Here is a 24,441-nt window from a genome sequence, read left to right on the forward strand (position 1 = left end):
CAGCCGGACAGATCGCACGACGAACGCGCCCCCGTCCGCTCCCCCGGTTCACTCCGAGCGCCTGCCCGGACGGGTGAATGGACGGGGGCGGCTGGATACACCCTAGGGGTGGGGGAACCGAGGGGGACCGTGGAGCGGCGGCAGTGACGACCCCGTGATCGCCGCTCCACGGGCGGAATCCGCGCCGTGCGGGTGTCCTCGTCTCAGCCGAAGACGGCGAGGCTCTTGGCCTTGCCCTTCTGCTCCTCGACGAGGGCGAGGAAGCCGCCGTCGGGGTCGAAGACGGCCACCGCGCCCTTGCCGGCGTACGTGTCGGGCATCTCCAGCCGTACGCCGTTCAGCAGCAGCCCGGCCCGCTTGGCGTCCACGTCCCAGCGGGGGAACGCGGCCGTCGCGGCCTCGGCGATCGGCATCACGACCAGTTCCTTCTGGAGCTCGTCGAGCGTCTTCGCGGTGTCCAGCTTGTACGGCCCCACCCGGGTGCGGCGCAGCGCCGTGAGGTGACCTCCGACGCCCAGGCCGGCGCCCAGGTCGCGGGCGAGGGCCCGGATGTAGGTGCCGGACGAGCAGACCACCGACACGACCAGGTCGAGCACGGGGGTGCCGTCCTCGGCGACGGCGTCCCGGACGTCGTACACCGCGAAGGAGGAGACGGTGACGGGCCGGGCGGGGATCTCGAACTCCTCGCCCTCCCGGGCCCGCTTGTAGGACCGCACTCCGTCGATCTTGATGGCGCTGACCTTCGAGGGCACCTGCATGATGGCGCCGGTGAGCTGGGCGATCCCGGCGTCGACGGCGTCGCGGGTGACCTTCGAGGCGTCGACCGACCTCGTGATCTCGCCCTCGGCGTCGTCGGTCAGGGTCGTCTGGCCCAGGCGGATCGTGCCCAGGTACTCCTTCTCGGTGAGCGCGAGGTGCCCGAGGAGCTTGGTCGCCCTCTCCACGCCGAGGACGAGGACGCCCGTCGCCATCGGGTCGAGGGTGCCGGCATGGCCGACCCGTCGGGTGCGGGCGATGCCGCGCATCTTGGCCACGACATCGTGCGAAGTGAAGCCCGACGGCTTGTCGACGATGACAAGGCCGTCGGGCGTCCGGTTCTGCTGGGTCATTCGGCGACGTCGTCCTCGTCCTCGCCCGGCTTCTTGTACGGGTCCGCCTCACCGGCGTAGGCGGCGCCGGCCGAGACCTCGCGCACCTTCTCGTCGGACTGGCGTGCCTTGTCGAGGAGGTCCTCGATGGTCTTGGCGGTGTCGGGGAGCGCGTCGGCCACGAAGGTCAGCGTCGGCGTGAACTTCACGCCCGCCGCCGCGCCGACCGCCGAGCGGAGCACGCCCTTGGCGCTCTCCAGGCCGACGGCCGCGGCCGCCCGCTCCTCGTCGTCCCCGTACACCGTGTAGAAGACGGTCGCCTCCCGCAGGTCACCGGTGACCCGGGTGTCCGTGATGGTGACGTGCGAACCGAGCCGCGGGTCCTTGATCCCGCGCTGCAGCTTCTGGGCCACCACCTCTCGGATGAGGTCCGCCAGCCTCTTAGCCCGCGCGTTGTCGGCCACTGGTCCGTCTCCTTACGTGCAATCTCTTGTTGCTTCAGTCTTCGTCGCTGTGGACCCTGCGTCGAACCGAGAGCAGTTCCACCTCGGGCCGCCCGGCGACCAGCCGCTCGCAGCGGTCCAGTACGTCCGTGAGGTGTCCCGTGTCCCCGGCGACCACCGCGAGCCCGATCTCGGCCCTGCGATGGAGGTTCTGGTTGCCCGTCTCCGCCACGCTCACCGCGTACTTGCGATGGAGCTCGGCCACGAGGGGACGGACGAGGGAGCGCTTCTCCTTGAGCGAGTGGACGTCGCCGAGAAGCAGGTCGAAGGACAGAGTCCCCACATACATGTGTGCCCGGATGTCCCGCCGGTTCGGGGTACGGGCGCCGCGCTCCGACGCCGATACGGGAACCGTACACGCAACGGCCGGGGCCGATCGACGGAAATAAACTCCCGCCGACCGGCCCCGGTCGCGCGCTGCTGGGATCAGCCTCGCGGCTTCTCGCGCATCTCGTACGTCGCGATGACGTCGTCGACCTTGATGTCGTTGAAGTTGCCGAGGTTGATACCGCCCTCGAACCCTTCGCGGAGCTCGGTGACGTCGTCCTTGAAGCGGCGCAGACCGGAGATGTTGAGGCTCTCCGCGATGACCTTGCCGTCGCGGACGAGGCGCGCCTTGGTGTTGCGCTTGACCTCTCCGGACCGGACCAGGACACCGGCGATGTTGCCGAGCTTGGACGACTTGAAGACCTCGCGGATCTCCGCCGTGCCGAGCTCGACCTCCTCGTACTCCGGCTTGAGCATGCCCTTGAGGGCCGCCTCGATCTCCTCGATGGCCTGGTAGATCACCGAGTAGTACCGGACGTCGACGCCCTCGCGCTCCGCCATCTGCGCCGCGCGGCCCGCAGCGCGGACGTTGAAGCCGATGACGATCGCGTCGGAGCCGGTCGCCAGGTCGATGTCCGACTCGGTGACCGCACCCACGCCGCGGTGCAGGACGCGGATGTCGACCTCTTCGCCGACGTCGAGCTGGAGCAGCGAGGACTCGAGAGCCTCCACCGAACCGGACGCGTCGCCCTTGATGATGAGGTTGAGTTCCTGCACCAGACCGGCCTTGAGGGCCTCGTCCAGGTTCTCCAGGGAGAACCGGACTCCGCGCCGGGCGAAGTTGGCGTTGCGCTCACGCGCCGCGCGCTTCTCGGCGATCTGACGCGCCGTGCGATCCTCGTCGACCACCAGGAAGTTGTCGCCGGCACCCGGGACGTTGGTGAGACCCAGGACCAGGACGGGGGTCGAGGGACCCGCTTCCTCGACGTTGTTGCCGTTGTCGTCGAGCATCGCCCGGACCCGGCCGTACGCGTCGCCGACCACCATGGTGTCGCCGATGCGCAGCGTGCCGCGCTGGACCAGGACCGTCGAGACGGCACCACGGCCGCGGTCGAGGTGGGACTCGATCGCAATACCCTGCGCGTCCTGCTCCGGGTTGGCCCGCAGGTCGAGCGAGGCGTCCGCGGTGAGGACCACGGCCTCCAGCAGGCTCTCGATGTTGAGGCCCTGCTTGGCGGAGATGTCGACGAACATCGTGTCGCCGCCGTACTCCTCGGCCACCAGACCGAACTCGGTGAGCTGACCGCGCACCTTGGTCGGGTCGGCACCCTCGACGTCGATCTTGTTGACCGCGACCACGATCGGCACGTCGGCCGCCTTGGCGTGGTTCAGCGCCTCGATCGTCTGGGGCATCACACCGTCGTTGGCCGCCACCACGAGGATCGCGATGTCGGTCGACTTGGCACCACGGGCACGCATGGCGGTGAACGCCTCGTGACCCGGGGTGTCGATGAAGGTGATCCTGCGCTCTTCGCCGTTGACCTCGGTCGCGACCTGGTACGCACCGATGTGCTGCGTGATACCGCCGGCCTCGCCCGCGACGACGTTCGTCTTGCGGATGGTGTCGAGGAGGCGGGTCTTGCCGTGGTCGACGTGACCCATGACGGTCACGACCGGCGGACGCGGCACGAGGAACTCCTCGCCGCCCTCGTCCTCGCCGAACTCGATGTCGAAGGACTCCAGCAGCTCGCGGTCCTCCTCCTCGGGGCTGACGATCTCCAGGACGAAGTTCATCTCGTCCGCGAGGAGCTTCAGCGTCTCGTCGGAGACGGACTGCGTGGCGGTGACCATCTCGCCGAGGTTCATCATCACGCCGACGAGCGACGCCGGGTTGGCGCCGATCTTCTCGGCGAAGTCGGTGAGGGAGGCACCACGCGACAGGCGGACGGACTGTCCGTTGCCGCGCGGCAGCATCACGCCGCCGACCGACGGGGCCTGCATGGCCTCGTACTCCTGGCGCCTCTGCCGCTTCGACTTGCGACCGCGACGCGCGGGACCACCGGGACGACCGAAGGCGCCCTGTGTGCCACCACGGCCACCGGGACCACCGGGACGACCACCGAAGCCGGGACGACCGCCGCCGCCACCGGGACCGCCGGGACGACCGGCGAAGCCGCCGCCACCGCCACCGGGACCGCCGGGACGACCGGCGAAGCCGCCGCCACCGCCACCGGGACCGGCCGGACGGCCAGCGAAGCCGCCGCCACCGGGACGACCGCCGCCGCCACCACCGGGACGACCGCCGCCACCGGGACCGCGGCCGCCGGGGCCACCGCCGCCGGGACGGGGGCTGCCCGCAGCGGGACGCTGCGGCATCATGCCGGGGTTCGGACGGTTGCCACCGGGGCCGCCGCCGGGACGCGGAGCGCCACCCTGCGGGCGGGGCATGCCGCCCGGGCTCGGACGGGCACCGCCCGGACCGCCCTGCGGACGCGGAGCGCCGCCGGGACCGCCCTGGGGACGGGGACCGCGGTCCTGGCCCGCACCCTGCGGACGGGGAGCGCCACCCGGGGCACCGGCACCGGGACCACCGGGACGCGGGGCGCCGCCCGGACGGGGCGCCTGCGGGCGCGCCATACCGGTGGAGCCACCAGAGGTGAACGGGTTGTTGCCCGGACGGGGACCGGCCGGACGGGCACCGGGACGCGCGGCCTGGCCGCCCTGGCGCGGGGCGCCGGGACGCTCGGAGCGCTCGGGACGGTCACCGCGGCCCTGGCCGCCCTGGCCGGGACCACCGGCCGGACGGGCACCCGGACGCGGGGCCTGCTGGCCCGCCGGACGCGGGGCGCCCGGACGAGGGCCGGAGCCCGAACCACCGGTGCTGCCGGCGGTGCTGCTGCCGGTGTCGGTGGAGGCAGCCGGCGCGGCGGGAGCCGACGGCGGTGCCGTGAACTCGGGCGTGGTCGGAGCCGGAGACGCCGGGGCGGGCCGCGGCGCGGGCTTCGGGCCCGGACGGGGGCCGGGAGCGGTCGGCGCGGCGGGAGCCGCGGACTGCTCGGCGGCGGCCGGCTTGGGGGCCGGCGGGCGCGGGGCGGCCGGACGGGCCGCCTGCGCCGGAGAGGGGGCACCCGGCTTGGCCGGGGCGGTCTTGCGTGCGGCGGGCTTGCCGCCTCCGTTGCCCTGCTGGAGGGCATCGGTCAGCTTGCGTACGACAGGCGCCTCGATCGTCGAGGACGCCGAACGGACAAATTCACCGAGTTCTTGGAGCTTGGCCATGACGACCTTGCTCTCCACCCCGAACTCCTTGGCGAGTTCGTATACCCGGACCTTAGCCACTTCGCTCCTTTTAGGTCCGGGTTGCGTCCGGACCGTCGCTACTTCATGGGCGTACTCATCGCGTGCTCATCGAGTGCTCATCGCAATCTCGACCTACTTCCAACTCGCGGGGTACCAGGGCCGCACGGGGGTTCCGCGCGACGCTTCTTACGGTGTTGCCTGCTCGACGTAGAGACGCAACGTCTTGGTGTCGAGCGGTCCCGGGGCGCGCAACGCCCGTGAGAACGCCCGGCGACGTACCGCCAGGTCGAGACAGACCAGGGCGGGATGCACATACGCACCCCGGCCGGGCAGCGTACCGCGATCATCGGGGACGCATTCACCCTCGACCATCACGGTCCGCAGCAAGTCCTTCTGGGCCGCTCGCTCCCGACACCCCACACAGGTGCGCTCAGGGCATGCGCGGGCTCGCGTCCGGCCAGACACTCTTAAGTCTACCTCCCCGTAACGACCTCACCCCTTTGGGGCAAGAATCGAACAGTTGCCGCGCGCCAAACTGTCGCGATCCGAGCGACCCGCGGCTTGGATCTATTCCTCGGGCTGCTCGGTGTCGGGCCGGATGTCGATCCGCCAGCCCGTGAGACGGGCCGCGAGCCGGGCGTTCTGGCCTTCCTTGCCGATCGCCAGCGACAGCTGGTAGTCGGGCACGGTCACCCGTGCGGACCGGGCCGCCATGTCCACGACCTCCACCTTGGAGACGCGGGCCGGGGACAGTGCGTTGGCCACCATCTCCGCCGGGTCGTCCGACCAGTCCACGATGTCGATCTTCTCACCGTTCAGCTCGCCCATCACCGCGCGCACCCGGCCGCCCATGGGGCCGATGCAGGCGCCCTTGGCGTTCAGGCCGCTGCGGGTGGACCGGACGGCGATCTTCGAGCGGTGACCTGCCTCACGCGCGATGGCGGCGATCTCCACCGACCCGTCGGCGATCTCCGGCACCTCCATGGCGAAGAGTTTCTTCACCAGATTGGGATGTGTGCGGGACAGGGTCACGGACGGACCGCGGACCCCCTTCGCGACCCGGACGACATACGACCGAAGACGCATCCCGTGCTGGTACGTCTCGCCGGGGACCTGCTCCTGCACCGGCAGGATGGCCTCCAGCTTGCCGATGTCGACGAGCACGTTCTTCGGGTCGCGGCCCTGCTGGACCACGCCGGTGACGATGTCGCCCTCACGCCCCGCGTACTCGCCGAGCGTCGCGTCGTCCTCGGCGTCGCGCAGCCGCTGCAGGATGACCTGCTTGGCGGTGCTGGCAGCGATGCGACCGAAGTCCGACGGGGTGTCGTCGAACTCGCGCGCCTCCTGCCCCTCCTCCAGGTCCTCGGGGTCCTCCTTCGCCCACACGGTCACATGACCGGTGTCCCGGTCGAGCTTCACGCGCGCGTGGCGGCGGCTTCCGTCGGTGCGGTGATAGGCGATGAGGAGGGCCGACTCGATCGCCCCGACCAGGAGATCGAAGGAGATCTCCTTCTCCCGTACCAAGCCCCGCAGGGCGCTCATGTCGATATCCACGGCTACGCCTCCTCTTCTTCCGTCATGTCCTTCTTGTCCTTGCGGTTGAACTCGACCTGGACACGGGCCCGGTCGATGTCCTCGAAAGCGAGTCTGCGGGTGGTGGCCTTGCGGCCCTTCACACCGGGTACTTCGAGGTCGAGGCCCTCGTCGTCGACCTTCAGGATTCTGGCGATCAGCTCGTCGCCGCCGTCCACCAGCTGGAACTTCACCAGCCGGTCGACGGCGCGTACGTAGTGCCGGTGTTCCTTGAGGAGGCGCTCCGCGCCGGGCGTTCCGACCTCAAGGGTGTACTCGCCCTTGCCCATCGCGTCGCTCTCGTCGAGCTTCGCCGAGAGCGCGCGGCTCACATCGGCGATCTGGTCGAGGTCGGCACCGGTGTCGGAGTCGACGACCACACGCAGCACCCGCTTGCGTCCGACCGAGTCCACCGCGATCTCTTCGAGATCCAGGCCCTGGGAGCTGACGAGCGGTTCCAGAAGTTCTCGCAGCCTCTCGCTCTGGGTGGTGCTCATCCGGGTGACTCCTCGGCCGCGTGTGCTGTTGTGGGAAGGTCGCGTGTCTGGTCAAAGGGTATCCGGTCCCAAGGTGTGTTGCCGTCCACCTGCGCGGGGGACGGTGCCGCTGATGGGCGCCGGGCGGGTGCGCGGGTACCGTGATCACCGGCGGGGCCGCCCTCCCCGTCCGCGTGTTCGTACGAGCCCCCGAGGACGTCTGCCGTGCCGTACCCTCCACTGCCGCGCACCCCCTCCGGGCCGCGCAGAAGAACCCTGCTCGCCTCGGCCTCCGGGGCCGTCCTGCTGGTGGGCTGCTCCACCGGGTCCGGGGACGCCGACGGCGGCACGAACGGCAGCCCGTCGGCCGTCGCCAAGGCACGCGCGCGTGCGGCCGGCGAGAGCACCGGGCTGCTGGAACGGTACGACGCCGTCCTCGCCGTCCATCCCGCGCTGGCGGAGCGGCTCGCACCACTGCGGGCGGAGGTCGTCCGGCACGCGGAGGCGTTCGGTGCGGCCGGGACGGCGTCACCGTCCGCCTCGCCCACGGTCTCCCCGTCGGCGTCCGCCCCGGCCGCCGTCCCCGGGAACGAGAAGGACGCCCTGGCCGAGCTGGCCGCCGCCGAACGGTCCCTCGCGGACCGGAGGGCGAAGGCGCTGCTCGACCTGCCGGGCGAACTGGCCCGGCTGCTGGCCTCGGTGGCCGCGGCCGGGGCGGCGCACACCTATCTGCTGACGGAGAGCGCGAAATGAAGACCGAGGTGGCCGATGTGCCGGAGCGGGAGCTGAAGGCGCTCCAGGCGGCGCTGGCCGCCGAGCATGCCGCGGTGTACGGCTACGGCGTCGTCGGCGGCCGGATCGGTGAGGGCCGTCGCACGGAGGCGAAGGCGGCGTACGACGCCCACCGGGCCCGGCGGGACGCGCTGGTGCGCGAGGTGCGGGGCCTGGGCGGTAAACCGGTGGCCGCCGCGGCGGCCTACGCGCTGCCCTTCCCGGTGCCGGACTCGGCCGCGGCCCTGCGGCTGGCCGCCGAGCTGGAGGACCGGGTGGCCGGGGTCTACTCCGACCTGGTGCGGGCGGCCGGGGAGCCGCGGCGGGGCACGGCGGCCGAGGCGCTGCGGGAGGCGGCGGTGCGGGCGGTGCGCTGGCGCGGCGAGAGCGTAGCCTTCCCTGGGCTCGCCGAGCGGGCGGGGGCGACCGCGGCATCCAGCCCACCGCCGACCCCGTAACGCGTACAGGAAGGAAACGACTCGCGCATGGCTTTCGAACCGCCGCAGCGTCTGGTCAGGGCGCTCGGTGAGAGCGCGCCGGGCGGTGACGACTGGTTGGAGACACTGCCCGAGGCGGCCCGGCAGGCCGTCGCGCTGCGCGAGTCGACCGTGGAGCGGATGCAGCTGCCGGGTGGCCGCAGCAGCCTGGTCGTGCTGGTCAGGCTGCCGGACGGGACGCCCGCCGTGCTGAAGCTGGCCCCGCCGCGGGCCCGCCCGGAGAGCGAACGGGCCGCGCTCGGCCACTGGGGCGGCCGGGGCGCCGTACAGCTGGTGGAACCGTTCGCCGCGGAGGGTGTGCTGCTGCTTGAGCGGCTGCATCCGGATGTGTCGGTGCGGTCGCTGCCGGAGGCGAAGGCGCTGCTGGAGGCGGCGGGGACGTTGCGGCGGCTGTGGGTGGAGCCGCCCGGTGGCCATGTCCTGGAGACGGTGGCCGAGCGGACCGGACGACAGGCCGAGGTGATGCGGGCCGGGGCCCGCGCGGACGCGGAGATCGCGGCGCTGGTGGACGCGGCGCTGTCGGCCCGGGAGGAGTTGCTTGCCGCGCCGCCCGAACACCGGCTGCTGCACGGGACGTTCCGGCAGAGCAAGGTGCTCGCGGGTGAGCGCTCTCCGTGGTTGGCCGTGGGGCCCGACCCGGTGGTCGGCGAGTGTGCCTTCGATCTGGCCCGGCTGGTGCGGGACCGGGTGGAGGATCTGATCGCCTCGCCGTCGGGGGCGGCGACGACCCGTCGGCGGGTGAAGCGGCTCGCGGAGTCGCTGGAGGTGGATCAGGAGCGGTTGCGGGGGTGGACGCTGTTCCGGGCGGTGGAGTCGGGGGTGCGGGCGCTTCGCGTGGGGCGGCCGAAGGACGCGGAGTTGTTGCTGGAGTTCGCCGGGTGGCTCTGAGGGCGCGAGCCGTTCGGCACGGGGTGCGGGTGCGTGAGGGCTGAACGCGCGGTTCCCCGCGCCCCTGGGTGCGTCAGCCCGTCGTGAGTCTCAGGGCCAGGGCCGGGCAGTCCGCGGCTGCTCTGCGGGCCCGTTCCACCGTGGCGCGCAGCGCGACCGCGAGGGCCTCGGCGAGCAGCGGGCTGACCCGGACCGGGCGGCCCTGCGCGCCGTCGAGCGCGACGAGTTCGGAGTCGGCGCGGAAACGGCTGCACGCCGCGTCGACCTCGGCGAGGTGCCGGGCGAGGAGCAGGTTGCAGGAGTCCAGCAGGGCGGGGTCGGTGACGACCAGCCGGACGCCGGTGCCGAGGGCACGCCACTCGGTGGCGGCGGTGGTGCACGGGGCGGTGGCGGCGGTGGTGCGCGGGGCGGTGGCGGCGGTGGTCGTCACGACGCCCCCGAGGCGGAGCCGCCGGAGCCACCGGAGGACGAGGTGAGGCCGCTGGCCGAGCTGGTCGAGCCCGTGGAACTGGTGGAACTGGTGGAATCCGTCGCGGACGAGCCGCTCGACGAGGAGTCCGTACCGGTGTCGGTACCGGTGTCCGTACCCGTGTCGGTGCTGCTGCTCGTGCCGCCGCCGCTGCTCGCGGTGGCGTCCGCCGGGTTCCTCTTCTGACCGCTGCCGCAGCGCCTCGTTCCCCGGTGCTCATGCCCCTTCCCCTCCCTGGTGACGTTCTGTCACGTCCCAAGGTCGGGGAAGAGCCTGAGAGAAGTCTGTCGAGGCGGCCCTACGCCTCGACAGAACTCCTTGAGAGATTTCCTTAGGCGGCGGTGAGGCGCGCGATGGCCTCCTCGACCGTCAACTCCTCGCGCTCACCGGTCCGTCGGTCCTTCAGCTCCAGTACGCCCTCGGCGGCCCGGCGTCCGGCCACCAGGATCTGCGGTACGCCCATCAGCTCCGAGTCGGTGAACTTCACGCCCGGGGAGACGCCGGCCCGGTCGTCGACCAGGACCCGGAGTCCGGCCGCCGCCAGCTTGCCGGAGACGTCGAGGGCCAGCTCGGTCTGCAGGGCCTTGCCCGCGGCGACGACGTGCACGTCGGCCGGGGCGACCTCCTGCGGCCAGCACAGGCCCTTGTCGTCGGCGGTCTGCTCGGCGAGGGCGGCGACCGCGCGGGAGACGCCGATGCCGTAGGAGCCCATGGTCACGCGGACCGGCTTGCCGTGCTGCCCGAGGACGTCGAGCTTGAGGGCGTCGGCGTACTTGCGGCCCAGCTGGAAGATGTGACCGATCTCGATGGCGCGGTCCAGCTGGAGACCGGTGCCGCAGGTCGGGCAGGGGTCGCCCTCCTTGACGACCACGACGTCGACGTAGGCGTCGACCTCGAAGTCACGGCCCGCGACGACGTTCCTCGCGTGCGTGTGCTCCTTGTTGGCGCCGGTGATCCAGGCGGTGCCGGGGGCCACGCGCGGGTCGGCGAGGTAGGTGACCTTCTCGCCCAGGCCCTGCGGGCCGACATAGCCGCGGACCAGGTCCGGGCGGCCCGTGAAGTCCTCGGCGGTGACCAGCTCGACCGCGGCGGGGGCGAAGTGCGCCTCGACCTTGCCCAGGTCGACCTCACGGTCGCCGGGGACGCCGACGGCCACGATCTCGCCGTCGACCTTCACCAGGAGGTTCTTGAGGGTGGCGGAGGCCGGGACGCCGAGGGAGGCGGCGAGGGTCTCGATGGTGGGGGTGTCGGGGGTCGGGATCTCTTCGAGGGCGGCGACGCCGTCGGCGTCCACCGCCTTCAGCTCGTAGGTGATCGCCTCGGTGTTGGCCGCGAAGTCGCAGTTCGGGCAGTCCGCGAAGGTGTCCTCGCCGGCTTCGGCCGGGGCGAGGAACTCCTCCGACTTCGAGCCGCCCATGGCGCCCGCGGTGGCGGCGCAGATGCGGTAGTCGAGGCCGAGGCGCGCGAAGACCTTCTGGTAGGCCTCGCGGTGCAGGGCGTAGGACTGGGCGAGGCCCTCGTCCTCGGTGTCGAAGGAGTAGGAGTCCTTCATCAGGAACTCGCGGCCGCGCAGGATGCCGGCCCGCGGGCGGGCCTCGTCGCGGTACTTGTTCTGGATCTGGTAGAGGATGACCGGCAGGTCCTTGTAGGAGGACGCCTGGTCCTTCACGATCAGCGTGAAGATCTCCTCGTGGGTGGGGCCGAGCAGGTAGTCGCCGCCCTTGCGGTCCTGGAGGCGGAACAGCTCGGGGCCGTACTCGTCCCAGCGGCCGGTCGCCTCGTACGGCTCCCGGGGCAGGATGGCGGGGAGCAGTACCTCCTGGGCGCCGATCGCGTCCATCTCCTCACGGACGATCCGCTCCACGTTGGCGAGGACCTTCTTGCCGAGCGGCAGCCAGGACCAGATGCCGGCCGCGGTACGCCGGACGTAGCCGGCGCGGACCAGCAGCTTGTGACTGAGGACCTCGGCGTCCGCCGGGTCGTCGCGCAGCGTCTTCGCCATCAACTGGGACATGCGCTGGACCGGTGCGTTCGCCATGGTTGTCGTACTCCTGCTGCGTGAGGGTGATGGCAGGAGGTTAGCCGGGGGTGCGATCCCGGCGGAAATCGGTTAACGGCGCAGCGGCAGCGGGGCACCCATCACCGCGTACGGCTTGGGGGCGCTGGGGAACAGAACCTGGCGGGCGAGGTCCTGGTAGCCGAGGGAGTGGTAGAGGCCGCGGGCCGGGCTGTCCTGGTCGATCGCGGAGAGGATCGAGCGGGGCTCGGCGGCGAGGTCGGTGATCCGGGTGATCAGGGTGCGGCCGATGCCCCGGTTCTGGTGGTGCGGGTGGACGTGCAGCTCGGTGATCACGAAGGACTGGTCCAGCCAGTCGTCGCTGTGCCGGGCCCGGAGGTAGGGCTCCACGACGGTGGACCACCAGTGGGTGCGGTCGTTGGGCATGCCGTAGACGAATCCGACGAGCCGCCCGGCGGTGGTCGCGCCGAAGGATCTCGCTCCCGGGTACGCCATGTGTCGCAGGACGATCTGACGGCGTACGGCGACCTCGTCGGGGCCGAGTCCGAAGGCGAGCGCCTGGACGGCCAGCGCCTCGTCCACGTGGGCGGACAGGTCCAAGGGGCCGATGACGAGGTCCATGTCGGGAGCCTACAGGGGGGTTTCGGGTGCGGCGGGGCGGCTCAGAACAGGACGCTCATGAACTCGCCGACCTCCTGGAAGCCCACCCTGCGATACGTCCTTCTCGCCGCCGTGTTGAAGTCGTTCACGTACAGACTCACCACCGGGGCCACATCCGCCAGGGCGTAGCGCAGGACCGCCGCCATGCCCGGGGCGGCGAGGCCCCTGCCCCGGTACTCGGGGGCGACCCACACGCCCTGGATCTGGCAGGCGCGGTCGGTCGCGGCGCCGATCTCCGCCTTGAAGGCGACCTTGCCCTCGGCGTCGAGGCGGGCGAACGAGCGGCCGGAGCCGACGAGTTCGGCGACCCGCGCCTGGTAGAGGAGGCCGCCGTCGCCGGCCATCGGGGAGATCCCGACCTCCTCGGTGAACATCGCCACGCAGGCCGGCATGATCGTGTCCATCTCGTCCTTGCGGACGCGACGGACGTAGGGATCCGGGGCGACGGTGGTGGACGTCCGGTCGATGGCCATGAGGGGCTGGTGGGCGCGGACCTCGCGGGCCGGACCCCAGCTCGGTTCCAGCAACCGCCAGAGCAGGGCGGTGGCTTCAGCGGGGCCGACGACGGAGGAACAGCGGCGGCCGGCCCGGCGGGCCCGGTCGGCGAAGGCGCGGACGGCCCTGGGGGTCGCGCAGATCGGGACCAGGTTGGCGCCCGCGTAGCACATGGACGTCAGCATGCCGTCCTCGTACCAGCCCCACATCTCGCCGCCGAGCCGCCAGGGGTCGAGCCCGGCGACCTGCACGCGGGATGTCACGAAGGCGTTCGCGACCGGCTCGCGATGCAGGACGGCGAGCGCGGCGTCCAGGTCGCTCGGTTCGAGGACCCGGGAGGTGGTCTGGGTCAACACGGGCGGGGCCTCACACTGGGGTCTGCTGATCTCCGCACTGTACCTGCGGAAGCCGGGCGGCGCCGCCCTGTGTTTGTCGCCGCCTGTTCGAAGGGGATCGTCGGCTGCGGTTCCGGCCCTGGGGGCTGCCGCCCCCAGACCCCCGCTTCGGCCCTGAAGGGGCCTCGTCCTCAAACGCCGGACGGGCTGGGATGCCCTGGCCCGGCGCTCGAAAGGACCCCGCCGATTTGAAAGGGCCCCTCGGCCCGAAGAGCCCCCTCAGCTCCAAAAGGCCCGTCGACCCGAAAGGGTCCCGTCAGCTCGAAGAGCCCCCTCAGGTCGAGGAACCCCCTCAGGTCGAAGAGTCCCGTCGAGTCGAAGGGTCCCGTCAGGTCGTCACCGAGGCCGTCGCCGTGTGGTCGGTGTGTCAGCCCGCGACCGAGATCGACGGTTCGCCCGATGCCACGCCGTCCGCCTCCATCTGTTCGGCCAGCTTCATGGCCTCTTCGATGAGGGTCTCGACGATCTTGGACTCGGGGACGGTCTTGATGACCTCGCCCTTCACGAAGATCTGGCCCTTGCCGTTGCCGGAGGCGACGCCGAGGTCGGCCTCGCGGGCCTCGCCGGGGCCGTTGACGACGCAGCCCATGACCGCGACGCGGAGCGGGACCTCCATGCCGGTCAGACCGGCGGTGACCTCTTCGGCCAGCTTGTAGACGTCGACCTGGGCGCGGCCGCAGGAGGGGCAGGAGACGATCTCCAGGCCGCGCTGCCTGAGGTTCAGGGACTCCAGGATCTGGTTGCCGACCTTGACCTCCTCCACCGGAGGCGCGGACAGCGAGACGCGGATCGTGTCGCCGATGCCCTGGCTGAGCAGGGCGCCGAAGGCGACCGCCGACTTGATCGTGCCCTGGAAGGCGGGGCCGGCCTCGGTGACGCCGAGGTGCAGGGGGTAGTCGCACTGGGCGGCGAGCTGGCGGTACGCCTCGACCATCACGACCGGGTCGTTGTGCTTGACGGAGATCTTGATGTCCCGGAAGTCGTGCTCCTCGAAGAGGGACGCCTCCCACAGGGCGGACTCCGCGAGCGCCTCGGGGGTCGCCTTGCCGTACTTCCGGAGCAGGCGGCTGTCCAGCGAGCCCGCGTTCACACCGATGCGGATCGGGGTGCCGTGGTCGTTCGCGGCCTTCGCGATCTCCTTCACCTTGTCGTCGAACTGCTTGATGTTGCCGGGGTTCACCCGGACCGCGGCGCAGCCCGCCTCGATGGCGGCGAAGACGTACTTCGGCTGAAAGTGGATGTCGGCGATCACCGGGATCTGCGACTTGCGGGCGATCGTCGCGAGCGCGTCCGCGTCGTCCTGGGTCGGGCAGGCCACCCGGACGATCTGGCAGCCGGAGGCCGTCAGCTCGGCGATCTGCTGGAGGGTGGCGCCGATGTCCGACGTACGGGTCGTGGTCATCGACTGCACGGACACCGGGGCGTCTCCACCGACCGCCACGGAGCCGACCTGGATCTGCCGGGTCTTCCGGCGCTCGGCGAGCCTGGTCGGAACGGACGGCATGCCGAGAGAAATCGCAGTCATCTGCTGTGCAACCCCAAGTCGTGGTTCAAGGCCCAGGTCCCGTCAGCGGCGGGCACCAGGCTTCGAGATTACGGCACGAGCCCGGGCGCGAGCACTCGCCCACCTCGAACCACTCGGCGGGGGGACCCTCACCGCCGTAAACCCACTCGATGGAGGACCGCACGGCCCGCTCATGGCGCGACGGCCCGGCATCGATGATGCCGGGCCGTCGCGAACCGCTCGTGACTAGGAGATTCTCACCGGGTTCACCACGTCCGCGATCAGGACGAGGATCGTGAAGCAGATGAAGATGCCCGCCACCACGTAGGCGACCGGCATGAGCTTCGCCACGTCGAAGGGGCCCGGGTCCGGCCGGCGCAGCACCTTCGCCGCGTTGCGGCGCAGGGACTCCCAGAGGGCGCCGGCGACATGGCCGCCGTCCAGGGGCAGCAGCGGGAGCATGTTGAAGAGGAACAGGGAGAGGTTGAAGCCGGCGACCAGCATCAGGGCCATGGCCAGTTGCTGGGTGGGCGGGATGTCCAGGGTGAAGATCTCGCCGCCCACGCGGGCCGCGCCGACGACGCCCATCGGGGAGTCCGGTTCGCGGGGGCCGTCACCGAAGGCGGCGTCCCACAGGGCGGGGACCTTGCCGGGGATGGCGGCGAGGGAGTCGACGGCGTCGCCGACGCGGTCGCCCATCCAGGTCACCGAGTCGCCGAAGTCCTGCTTGACGATGCCGGTGGCCGCGCTGAAGCCGAGGAAGCCGGCGGTGACGTACTCGCCCTGGACGTACTGGCCGCTGGAGTCCTTCTTGGCGACCTGGTTGGAGGCGATCTTCGCGTGCAGGGTGAGTTCCTCGCCCTTGCGGTCGACGACGATCGCCACCTCCTTGTCGGGGTTGGCCCGGATCAGGTCGGAGAGCCGGTTCCAGTCGTCGGTCCGCACGCCGGCGAAGGAGACGATCTTGTCGCCCGCCTCAAGGCCAGCGGCCGCGGCCGGGGAGGCCGGGTCGGACTTCTTGCAGTCGTCACGGTTCTGGCTCTGGGCGATGACGCACTGGGAGACCGAGCTGACCGTGTTGGTCTGCTGGGAGATGCCGAAGCCCATCAGGACGGTGAGGAACAGCGCCACCGCCAGGATGAGGTTCATGAACGGGCCCGCGAACATCACGATGACCCGTTTCCAGGGCTTGCGCGTGTAGAAGAGCCGGTTCTCGTCACCGGGGCGGAGTTCCTCGAAGGCAGCCGAGCGGGCGTCCTCGATCATGCCGCGCCAGGGCGAGGTGGAGCGGACCTCCAGGCGGCCGTCCGCGCCGGGCGGGAACATGCCGATCATGCGGATGTAGCCGCCGAACGGGATGGCCTTGATGCCGTACTCGGTGTCGCCCTTGGTGCGGGAGAAGATCGTCGGACCGAAGCCGACCATGTACTGCGGCACGCGGATGCCGAAGAGCTTGGCGGTGGACAGGTGCCCCAGCTCGTGCCACGCGATCGAGACCAGCAGGCCGAACGCGAAGATCACTATGCCGAGGATGAACATCAGTGTCGTCATGCACGGGCCTCCGCCGTCTGTGCCGCCAGTTGCCGGGCCCGGGTCCGCGCCCAGGTCTCCGCTTCGAGGACGTCCGCGACGGTGAGCGAGGTTCCCGCGCGCGGGGTGCCGTGCTCGTCCACCACCCGGGTCACGGTCTCCATGATCCCGTTGAACGGCAGCGCGCCGGCCCGGAAGGCCTCCACGCACTCCTCGTTGGCGGCATTGAACACCGCCGGGGCCGTCCCCGCGAGCTCGCCCACCCGTCGGGCGAGGTTCACCGAGGGGAAGGCTTCGTTGTCGAGCGGGAAGAACTCCCAGGTCGAGGCCTTGCTCCAGTCGAAGGCGGGCGCCGCGTCGGGGACGCGTTCGGGCCAGCCGAGTCCGATGGCGATCGGCCCGCCCATGTCGGGGGGCGTCGCCTGGGCGATCGTGGATCCGTCTGTGTACTCAACCATCGAGTGGACATACGACTGCGGATGCACGACCACCTCAATGCGGTCGAAGGGAATGTCGTAGAGGAGGTGCGCCTCGATGACCTCAAGACCCTTGTTGACGAGGGTCGCGGAGTTGATCGTGATGACCGGGCCCATCGCCCAGGTGGGGTGCGCGAGGGCGTCCTCGACGGTGACGTCGGCCAGCTCGGCCTTGGTACGACCGCGGAAGGGGCCGCCCGAGGCGGTGACGACGAGTTTGCGTACGTCGGACCTGGTGCCGGACGCCAGCGCCTGGAACAGCGCGGCGTGCTCGGAGTCGACCGGGATGATCTGCCCGGGCTTGGCGAGCGCCTTGACCAGCGGGCCGCCGACGATGAGCGACTCCTTGTTGGCGAGCGCGAGGGTGCGGCCCGCCTCCAGGGCGGCGAGGGTCGGGGCGAGGCCGATGGAGCCGGTGATGCCGTTCAGGACGGTGTGGCAGTCGGAGGCGGCGACCTCGGTGGCCGCGGTGGGTCCGGCGAGGATCTCGGGGAGCGGCTCGCCGCCGTAGCGGCTGCTCAGGGCCTCGCGCAGGGCCGGTACGACGTCCTCGCGGGCCACGGCGACGGTCCGGACCCCGAGTCGGTGCGCCTGCTCGGCGAGGAGGGCGACACGGCCGCCGTTGGCGGAGAGCGCGGTGACCTCGAACCGGTCGGGGTTGCGCAGCACGAGGTCGATGGCCTGGGTGCCGATCGAGCCGGTCGAGCCGAGGATCACCACGTCCTTCGGCCCGTCGCCCGCCACCGGGTCGTAGACGAGATGCGGGTCGGCCAGGGCCTGCGACCCGTGCTCTGAGAGGGCTGGACTGTCGCTCATCCCTCCATTGTGGCCGTAAGGACCGTGTGTGAGGACAGCGCGTCCCCCTCTTCCCCCGCACGGGGGCCGAGGGGGACGCACCGTGACGGGTCGGTCAGCGGATCGGGCGGTGCACGTTCTCGTGTTCGGCGGGGCCGGGGGTGGCGTCCGCGATCCACGGGCCCTCGCCCGACGGGTCGACGATGCCCTGCTCCAGCCAGGTGTAGGTGCCCGAGAGGACGCCCTTGACGACCTTGCGGTCGAGGTCGTCGGTGTTGGTCCAGAGCCGGCCGAAGAGTTCCTCGACGCGGATGCGGGACTGGCGGCAGAAGACGTCGGCGAGTTGGTAGGCCTCGCGGCCGTGGTCGCCGGTGCTGCGCAGGAGTTCGGCCCGGACGCAGGCCGCGCTCATCGCGAAGAGTTCCGCGCCGATGTCGACGATCCGGCCGAGGAAGCCCTGCTTGGTCTCCATCCGGCCCTGCCAGCGGGACATGGCGTAGAAGGTGGAGCGGGCGAGTTTGCGGGAGGTGCGTTCGACGTAGCGCAGATGCCCGGAGAGGTCGACGTCTCGTTTGAACTCGCCGTAGGAGTTCGGGAGTTGGCCGGGCCCGGTGACCAGTTTGGGCAGCCATTTGGCGTAGAAGACACCGGCCTGGGCGCCCGCCTTCGCCTTGTCCGGGAGGGACTTCTCGGGGTTGATGAGGTCGCCGGCGACGGACAGGTGGGCGTCGACGGCCTCGCGGGCGATCAGCAGATGCATGATCTCGGTGGAGCCCTCGAAGATGCGGTTGATCCGCAGGTCGCGCAGGACCTGTTCGGCGGGGACGGCGCGTTCGCCGCGGGCCGCGAGGGACTCGGCGGTCTCGAAGCCTCGGCCGCCGCGGATCTGGACCAGTTCGTCGGCCATGAGCCAGGCCATCTCGGAGCCGTAGAGCTTGGCGAGGGCGGCCTCGATACGGATGTCGTTGCGGTCCTCGTCGGCCATCTGGGAGGACAGGTCGAGGACGGCCTCCAGGGCGAAGGTGGTCGCGGCGATGAAGCTGATCTTCGAGCCGACCGCCTCGTGGAAGGCGACCGGTTTGCCCCACTGTTCGCGGGCCGCCGACCATTCGCGGGCGATCTTCAGGCACCACTTGCCGGCGCCGACGCACATGGCGGGCAGGGAGAGGCGGCCGGTGTTGAGGGTGGTGAGGGCGATCTTGAGGCCCGCGCCCTCGGGGCCGATGCGGTGGGCGGCGGGGACGCGGACCCGGTGGAAGCGGGTGACACCGTTCTCCAGTCCGCGCAGGCCCATGAAGGCGTTGCGGCGCTCGACCGTGACGCCCTCGGAGTCGGCCTCGACGACGAACGCGGTGATGCCGCCCTTGTGGCCCTCGGACTTCGGGACGCGGGCCATGACCACGAGGAGGTCGGCGACCACGCCGTTGGTCGTCCAGAGCTTCACCCCGTCGAGGATGTAGTCCTCGCCGTCCGGGACGGCCGAGGTGGCCAGCCGGGCGGGGTCGGAGCCGACGTCGGGTTCCGTCAGGAGGAACGCCGAGATGTCGGTGCGGGCCAGGCGCGGCAGGAAGGTGTCCTTCTGCTCCTGGGTGCCGAAGATCTTCAGCGGCTGCGGTACCCCGATCGACTGATGGGCGGAGAGCAGCGCGCCGAGCGCCGGGTTCGCGGAGCCGACCAGGGCGAGGGCCTTGTTGTAGTAGACCTGCGTGAGGCCGAGGCCGCCGTACTTGGTGTCGATCTTCATACCGAGGGCGCCGAGCTCCTTGAGCCCGTTGATCGTCTCGTCCGGGATCCGCGCCTCGCGCTCGATGCGCGCCGAGTCGATCTTCGTCTCGCAGAAGTCGCGCAGGGTGGCGAGGAACTCCTCACCGCGCCGGGCGTCCTCGTCGGGCGGCATCGGGTGGGGATGGATGAGGTCGAGCCGGAAGCGGCCGAGGAACAGTTCCTTGGCGAAGCTGGGCTTGCGCCAGTCCTGCTCCCGGGCGGCCTCCGCCACCTCGCGTGCTTCACGCTCGGTGACGGTGGGTTGGGTGGGTGGTGCGGACATGAGGCTCACCTCGCCGCGAATCGGGATCTTGGGGCCGTTTGGTTACCGACGGGTGCTACTCGATCGTATGTACCCCGATACCGGCCGACCCACCACCCTTTGGACGCCGTTCAGCCGATGTCGCCCCGCCGGCTGTCCCCCCACGCGCCGCCGAGACGGCCGTACCGGGTGCCGACGGCCCTCTTCGGGGGGCGTCCCCTCTGCGGGCACCGGTGGGGTCAGGGGGTGCCGTCGGTCGCGTGGTGTGGGCACCGCGCTCGTCCGCCCCGTCGGTCACCGCCAGGGCGATCACCGGGGTGCCGTCGATCTCCGTCGGCTCGCCCTTCCCGGCCGTGCCGAACGAGGCGAACGAGGCGAACGCCCTTGGGCAAGGGACCAGTCCGTCGGCCGGCTCGGCCTCATCGGCGGGGACTGCGACCCAGCGCCGCCGGTCGTCCCGTCCGGACTCGCCCCACCCCTTCCACCGCTCCGGGCAGGTGCGGTTCGGGCTGCCGGACCTGCGATCTCCGCCACCCCTGTTCCATGGCCCTCCGGGGCCGGTCGTGGTAGGCAGGAACCCCCGCCCGGCCTTGCGTCCGGAAGTCTCTGTCGAAGCGCTTCGACAACCTATGGACACCCACCTCCGGTGGAGCTACTGTCGAACCACCCTCACCCGCCCTTATTCACCACGCGCACTGTCGAAGCGCTTCACAAAGCTTGGAGAGCTGGATGGTCACCCTCGCCGAGGTCGCCCAGCACGCCGGAGTCTCCGCGAGCACGGTGAGCTATGTCCTCAGCGGCAAGCGGTCCATCTCCGGGGCCACCCGGCAGCGGGTGGAGCACAGCATCCGCGAACTGGGCTACCACCCGAACGCGGGCGCCCGTGCCCTGGCCAGCAGCAAGTCGAACATCATCGCGCTGATGATCCCGCTGCGCACCGACATGTACGTGCCGGTGATGATGGAGATCGCCATCGCGGTGGCCACCTCGGCCCGCACCCACGGCTACGACGTGCTGCTGCTGACCGGCGAGGAGGGCCCGGACGCCGTCCGACGCGTCACCGGCAGCGGGCTCGCCGACGCGATGATCCTGATGGACGTCGAACTCGACGACGAGCGGCTGCCGTTGCTGCGCGGCACCGACCAGCCGTCCGTGCTGATCGGACTGCCCGCCGACACCTCCGGACTGACCTGCGTCGACCTCGACTTCAGGGCGACGGGCGCGCTGTGCGTCGAGCATCTCGCGAAACTCGGCCACCGCGACATCGCTGTCATCGGCGAGGCCCCGGCCGTCTATGAACGGCACACCGGCTTCGCCGAGCGCACCCTCGACGGACTGCGCTCCCGCGCCCAGGAGTTGGGCGTACGGCTGCTGCACCGGCCCTGCGAGGGCGGGTACGACGCGATGGCCGTGACGCTGGCCCGGGTGCTCGACGAACGGCCGGGCACCACCGGGTTCGTCGTGCAGAACGAGTCGGCGGTCGAACCGCTGCTCGCCCTGCTGCGCCAGCAGGGGCGGGCCGTGCCCGAGGACGTGTCGGTGGTCGCGATCTGCCCCGACCAGGTCGCCGTCCAGGCCTCGGTGCGGCTGACCTCGGTCGCCATCCCGGCCCAGGACATGGGCCGGCACGCCGTGGAGCAGATGGTCGCCAAGCTCGACGGTCACGGGAGTGACGAAGTCGTGCTGATCGCACCCGAGTTGACGGTCCGGGCCAGCACGGGCCCCGCACCGGCCGCTTCCTGACGCCCTTTCACCACCGTGCCCCGCCGGGGCACCTCTGTGTCCGCACCCCGTCCTCCTTACTCCGGGAGCGCTCCACGTGAACCAGCCTGCCGAAAACCAGCCCCCGACCGGCGCGGTCAGCCTCGCGCAGTCGTCACCCACCGTCGGCACCTTCCGCGAGCGGGACGGCGCGCTGGAGTGGAGCGGACGCCAGGAGACCGTACGGATCGAGCCGTGGGGTCCGGACGCGGTCCGGGTCCGTGCCCGGCTCGGCGGTCCGGTCCTCGACGGGCTGCCGGGCGCACTGCTCGACGAGGCTCCCGCCACCGAGTCCACCGTCAAGACCGAGGACGGGCGGGGGTCGGTGACCGTCGGCGCGCTGACCGTCGAGGTCGACGCCGAGGGTCTGATCCGTTTCCTGCGGACGGACGACCGCTCGGAGCTGCTCGCCGAGGACCGCGCCCACTTCTGGTGGCCCGGCTCGCGCCTCTACACCGCGGTCGGCAACGGCTACCACCGCCTGGAGCAGCGCTTCGCCGCCTACGACGACGAGAAGCTGTACGGCCTCGGCCAGCACCAGCACGGCCGGCTGGACCAGAAGGGCCTGGTCCTGGACCTGGTCCAGCGCAACGCCGAGGTCGGCATCCCGGTCCTCACCTCCAGCCGCGGCTACACCCTGCTGTGGAACAACCCGGCGATCGGCCGGGTGGAGCTGGCCGGCAACGGCACCCGCTGGGTGGCGGACTCGGCCCGACAGCTCGACTACTGGATCACGGCGGGCGACCCGGCCGCCGCCCAGCGCCACTACAGCGCGGCGACCGGCCGCACCCCGATGCTGCCCGAGTGGGCGGCGGGCTTCTGGCAGTGCAAGCTGCGCTACCGCACCCAGGACGAACTCCTCGGTGTGGCCCGGGAGTACAAGCGCCGCGGGCTGCCCCTGGACGTCATCGTCTGCGACTTCTTCCACTGGACGCACCTGGGCGACTGGAAGTTCGACCTGACGGAGTGGCCCGACCCGGCGGCGATGGTCCGCGAGCTGGAGGAGCTGGGCGTCAAGCTCGTCGTCTCCGTCTGGCCCTCGGTGTCCCCGCTCTCCGAGAACCATCAACTCATGGAGCAGCGCGGCCACTTCATAGGCACCCAGTACGGTCCGATGGCACACGCCGACTGGCCGGACAAGGGGGTCGCCTCCACCGTCCAGGTCGCCTTCTACGACGCCACCAACCCGGAGGCCCGCGACTTCCTCTGGTCCCGGATCAAGCAGAACTACCTGGAGCCGTACGGCATCACGGCCTTCTGGCTGGACGCCTGCGAGCCCGAGCTGAAGCCGGGCTTCCAGGAGAACCTGCGCTACTGGACGGGCCCCGGCCTGGAGGTCGGCAACAGCTACCCGGCCGAGAACTCCCGCACCTTCCACGAGGGCCTGCGGGCGTCCGGCGAGGACGAGATCATCACCCTCAACCGCTCGGCGTGGGCGGGCAGTCAGCGCTACGGCGCCGCCCTGTGGTCCGGTGACATCGGCACCGACTTCGCGACCCTGCGCCGTCAGATCGCGGCCGGCCTCAACACCTCGCTGTCGGGCATCCCCTGGTGGAACACCGACATCGGCGGCTTCCACGGCGGCGACCCGGACGACCCGGCGTACCGCGAGGTCATGGTCCGCTGGTTCCAGTTCGGCGCGCTGTCCCCGCTGATGCGCCTGCACGGCTTCCGCGACCCGGGCATGCCGCTGGGCCCGGACATGACCGGCGGCCCCAACGAGGTGTGGTCGTACGGCGAGGAGGCCGGGGCGATCCTGGAGCGGTACCTGCGGCTGCGCGAGCGGCTGAAGCCGTACGTCCTGAAGGTGATGCGCGAGGCCCACGAGGAGGGCCTGCCGGTGATGCGGCCGCTGTTCCTGGAGTTCCCCGAGGACCCGGCGGCCTGGTCGGTCGACGACGCCTATCTCTTCGGCGGGGACCTGCTGGTCGCACCGGTGCTCACGGCGGGTGCCACGGCCCGTACGACGTATCTTCCGGCGGGCGCGACCTGGACGGACGCGTGGACCGGCGAGACGTACGAGGGCGGCACGGCCGTGACGGTCGACGCTCCGCTGGACCGCATACCGCTGTTCCTGCGGGACGGGGCGCGGCTGCCGGTGGCGGAGTAGCCGGCAACGGGCAACCGGGCAACCGGGCAACAAGAATCGGCCGGTCCCCTCGGGGACCGGCCGCTCTCTCATGCGGTGGGGCGGATCAGCTGCTGCTGACCGTCACGTTGTTGGCGGTGAAGTCGAGGCCGCCGGACGACGAGGTGATCTCGAAGCCGAACTGGACGTCCCCGATGGTCTCGTTGCCCATCCAGCGCTTGGTGTCCTTGATCCACTTGAGGATCGGCAGGATCTGCACGGTGCCGGAGGACGAGTCGGAGGTCCGCAGGAACGAGAAGACCTCGTTGGCTCCGTTGGTGCCCTTGTAGACGGTCCAGGTGTGGCCGCCCAGGGTGACGTTGCCCTGCGAGGTGCCGAGCGGGCCGACGGCTCCGTTGTAGTTGACCCAGAGCATGATCTCGTAGTCGTAGTCGGTGTCCCAGATGTCGTACGACGTGTTGTACGCGCCGGACGACGGGACGCTGACGTTGTAGCTGCTGTTGAGCGAGCCCAGCGAGGTGATCGTCTTGTTGATCACCTTCTTGGAGTCGGGATAGGACTTGATGCCGCCCGTGTTGGGGTGGTTGGCGTTGACGCCCCAGTTGGTGCCGGAGTTGGCCCAGATGCACTGGCTGCCGGCGCCGGAGCCCCAGATGTTGTTGTAGAGCGTGTACCCGTTCAGGCTGGTGTTGGCCCACTGGTCGCAGGAGCTCCAGACGGCGGCGGAGGCGGGGGCGGAGGCGATGCCGACGGTCACGCCGAGCGCGAGGGCCGGGGCCAGCAGGGCCTTGCTGATCCTGCTGAGCGTGCGGGTTGTTGCCATGGTGTCCCTTCCATGGGTGGGGGGAATTGCGCGGATGGTGCG

22 protein-coding genes are annotated in these 24,441 nt (G+C 71.0%); 6 read left to right on the forward strand and 16 right to left on the reverse strand.

Annotation, left to right across the window (positions count from 1 at the left end; genetic code table 11):
* Positions 1-203 precede the first annotated feature (203 nt).
* The 7 genes from truB to rimP all read right to left on the reverse strand — a co-directional run bounded on the left by truB (position 204) and on the right by rimP (position 7,224).
* Positions 204-1,109, reverse strand: coding sequence for a tRNA pseudouridine(55) synthase TruB (gene truB, locus ACZ5VD_RS25255; protein ID WP_468683390.1), 906 nt, complete (start codon positions 1,107-1,109; stop codon positions 204-206).
* Positions 1,106-1,552, reverse strand: a complete 447-nt coding sequence (rbfA, locus tag ACZ5VD_RS25260; RefSeq protein WP_468552490.1) for a 30S ribosome-binding factor RbfA — start codon at positions 1,550-1,552, stop codon at positions 1,106-1,108. Before rbfA ends, truB begins: the two co-directional genes overlap by 4 nt.
* A 34-nt stretch (positions 1,553-1,586) precedes the next feature.
* Positions 1,587-1,880: a DUF503 domain-containing protein gene (locus ACZ5VD_RS25265; protein WP_468552489.1), complete on the reverse strand. Its 294-nt coding sequence runs from the start codon at positions 1,878-1,880 to the stop codon at positions 1,587-1,589.
* A 137-nt stretch (positions 1,881-2,017) separates the two neighbouring features.
* The gene (gene infB, locus ACZ5VD_RS25270; RefSeq protein ID WP_468552488.1) at positions 2,018-5,194 is read right to left on the reverse strand and encodes a translation initiation factor IF-2; all 3,177 of its coding nucleotides are present in this window, start codon (positions 5,192-5,194) and stop codon (positions 2,018-2,020) included.
* Between the two features lie 147 nt (positions 5,195-5,341).
* Positions 5,342-5,620, reverse strand: a complete 279-nt coding sequence (locus ACZ5VD_RS25275; RefSeq protein WP_468552521.1) for a YlxR family protein — start codon at positions 5,618-5,620, stop codon at positions 5,342-5,344.
* Positions 5,621-5,722: 102 nt separating this feature from the next.
* Complete coding sequence (nusA, locus tag ACZ5VD_RS25280; RefSeq protein WP_468552487.1) at positions 5,723-6,709, reverse strand: transcription termination factor NusA; 987 nt, start codon at positions 6,707-6,709, stop codon at positions 5,723-5,725.
* A 2-nt stretch (positions 6,710-6,711) separates the two neighbouring features.
* Entirely contained in the window at positions 6,712-7,224 is a 513-nt protein-coding gene (gene rimP / locus ACZ5VD_RS25285; protein WP_468552486.1) for a ribosome maturation factor RimP, read from the reverse strand.
* 204 nt (positions 7,225-7,428) lie between these two features.
* Between rimP and ACZ5VD_RS25290 the strand changes: the two genes are divergently transcribed.
* From ACZ5VD_RS25290 to ACZ5VD_RS25300, 3 genes are read left to right on the forward strand one after another with little or no spacing between them, the layout of a single operon-like run.
* Positions 7,429-7,956 (forward strand): hypothetical protein, encoded by a 528-nt coding sequence (locus ACZ5VD_RS25290; RefSeq protein ID WP_468683392.1) that lies wholly within the window; start codon positions 7,429-7,431, stop codon positions 7,954-7,956.
* The gene (locus ACZ5VD_RS25295; protein WP_468683393.1) at positions 7,953-8,432 is read left to right on the forward strand and encodes a ferritin-like domain-containing protein; all 480 of its coding nucleotides are present in this window, start codon (positions 7,953-7,955) and stop codon (positions 8,430-8,432) included. The genes ACZ5VD_RS25290 and ACZ5VD_RS25295 overlap by 4 nt, the downstream gene beginning before the upstream one ends.
* 27 nt (positions 8,433-8,459) lie before the next feature.
* Entirely contained in the window at positions 8,460-9,359 is a 900-nt protein-coding gene (locus tag ACZ5VD_RS25300; RefSeq protein WP_468683394.1) for an aminoglycoside phosphotransferase family protein, read from the forward strand.
* 73 nt (positions 9,360-9,432) lie between these two features.
* Here ACZ5VD_RS25300 and ACZ5VD_RS25305 read toward each other — a convergent pair whose 3' ends face one another.
* Positions 9,433-9,789, reverse strand: coding sequence for a hypothetical protein (locus ACZ5VD_RS25305; RefSeq protein WP_468683395.1), 357 nt, complete (start codon positions 9,787-9,789; stop codon positions 9,433-9,435).
* Between the two features lie 42 nt (positions 9,790-9,831).
* On the opposite strand from ACZ5VD_RS25305, the gene ACZ5VD_RS25310 reads away from it, so the two are divergent.
* Positions 9,832-10,014, forward strand: a complete 183-nt coding sequence (locus ACZ5VD_RS25310) for a hypothetical protein (protein WP_468683397.1) — start codon at positions 9,832-9,834, stop codon at positions 10,012-10,014.
* A 145-nt stretch (positions 10,015-10,159) separates the two neighbouring features.
* Here ACZ5VD_RS25310 and ACZ5VD_RS25315 read toward each other — a convergent pair whose 3' ends face one another.
* The 7 genes from ACZ5VD_RS25315 to ACZ5VD_RS25345 all read right to left on the reverse strand — a co-directional run bounded on the left by ACZ5VD_RS25315 (position 10,160) and on the right by ACZ5VD_RS25345 (position 19,747).
* Positions 10,160-11,866: a proline--tRNA ligase gene (locus ACZ5VD_RS25315; protein ID WP_468683398.1), complete on the reverse strand. Its 1,707-nt coding sequence runs from the start codon at positions 11,864-11,866 to the stop codon at positions 10,160-10,162.
* Positions 11,867-11,938: 72 nt separating this feature from the next.
* Positions 11,939-12,466, reverse strand: a complete 528-nt coding sequence (locus ACZ5VD_RS25320; protein ID WP_468552479.1) for a GNAT family N-acetyltransferase — start codon at positions 12,464-12,466, stop codon at positions 11,939-11,941.
* Positions 12,467-12,507: 41 nt separating this feature from the next.
* The gene (locus tag ACZ5VD_RS25325; protein ID WP_468552478.1) at positions 12,508-13,356 is read right to left on the reverse strand and encodes a GNAT family N-acetyltransferase; all 849 of its coding nucleotides are present in this window, start codon (positions 13,354-13,356) and stop codon (positions 12,508-12,510) included.
* A 406-nt stretch (positions 13,357-13,762) separates the two neighbouring features.
* Positions 13,763-14,920: a flavodoxin-dependent (E)-4-hydroxy-3-methylbut-2-enyl-diphosphate synthase gene (gene ispG / locus ACZ5VD_RS25330; protein WP_468683400.1), complete on the reverse strand. Its 1,158-nt coding sequence runs from the start codon at positions 14,918-14,920 to the stop codon at positions 13,763-13,765.
* A 225-nt stretch (positions 14,921-15,145) separates the two neighbouring features.
* A complete protein-coding gene (locus ACZ5VD_RS25335; RefSeq protein WP_468552520.1) occupies positions 15,146-16,438 on the reverse strand; it encodes a M50 family metallopeptidase in 1,293 nt (430 codons plus the stop codon).
* Positions 16,439-16,446: 8 nt separating this feature from the next.
* Positions 16,447-17,721 carry a 1-deoxy-D-xylulose-5-phosphate reductoisomerase gene (gene dxr, locus ACZ5VD_RS25340; protein ID WP_468552476.1) on the reverse strand — a complete coding sequence of 425 codons (1,275 nt, stop codon included), beginning with the start codon at positions 17,719-17,721 and terminating at the stop codon, positions 16,447-16,449.
* A 94-nt stretch (positions 17,722-17,815) separates the two neighbouring features.
* Positions 17,816-19,747, reverse strand: a complete 1,932-nt coding sequence (locus ACZ5VD_RS25345; RefSeq protein WP_468552475.1) for an acyl-CoA dehydrogenase family protein — start codon at positions 19,745-19,747, stop codon at positions 17,816-17,818.
* A 708-nt stretch (positions 19,748-20,455) separates the two neighbouring features.
* Here ACZ5VD_RS25345 and ACZ5VD_RS25350 point away from each other — a divergent pair.
* Both ACZ5VD_RS25350 and ACZ5VD_RS25355 read left to right on the forward strand, forming a co-directional pair.
* The gene (locus ACZ5VD_RS25350) at positions 20,456-21,469 is read left to right on the forward strand and encodes a LacI family DNA-binding transcriptional regulator (RefSeq protein WP_468552474.1); all 1,014 of its coding nucleotides are present in this window, start codon (positions 20,456-20,458) and stop codon (positions 21,467-21,469) included.
* Positions 21,470-21,545: 76 nt separating this feature from the next.
* Positions 21,546-23,597: a glycoside hydrolase family 31 protein gene (locus ACZ5VD_RS25355; protein ID WP_468552473.1), complete on the forward strand. Its 2,052-nt coding sequence runs from the start codon at positions 21,546-21,548 to the stop codon at positions 23,595-23,597.
* Positions 23,598-23,682: 85 nt separating this feature from the next.
* Here ACZ5VD_RS25355 and ACZ5VD_RS25360 read toward each other — a convergent pair whose 3' ends face one another.
* Positions 23,683-24,399, reverse strand: coding sequence for a glycoside hydrolase family 12 protein (locus ACZ5VD_RS25360; protein WP_468683402.1), 717 nt, complete (start codon positions 24,397-24,399; stop codon positions 23,683-23,685).
* Positions 24,400-24,441 lie beyond the last annotated feature (42 nt).

Source organism: Streptomyces sp. NPDC032822 (assembly GCF_055578825.1).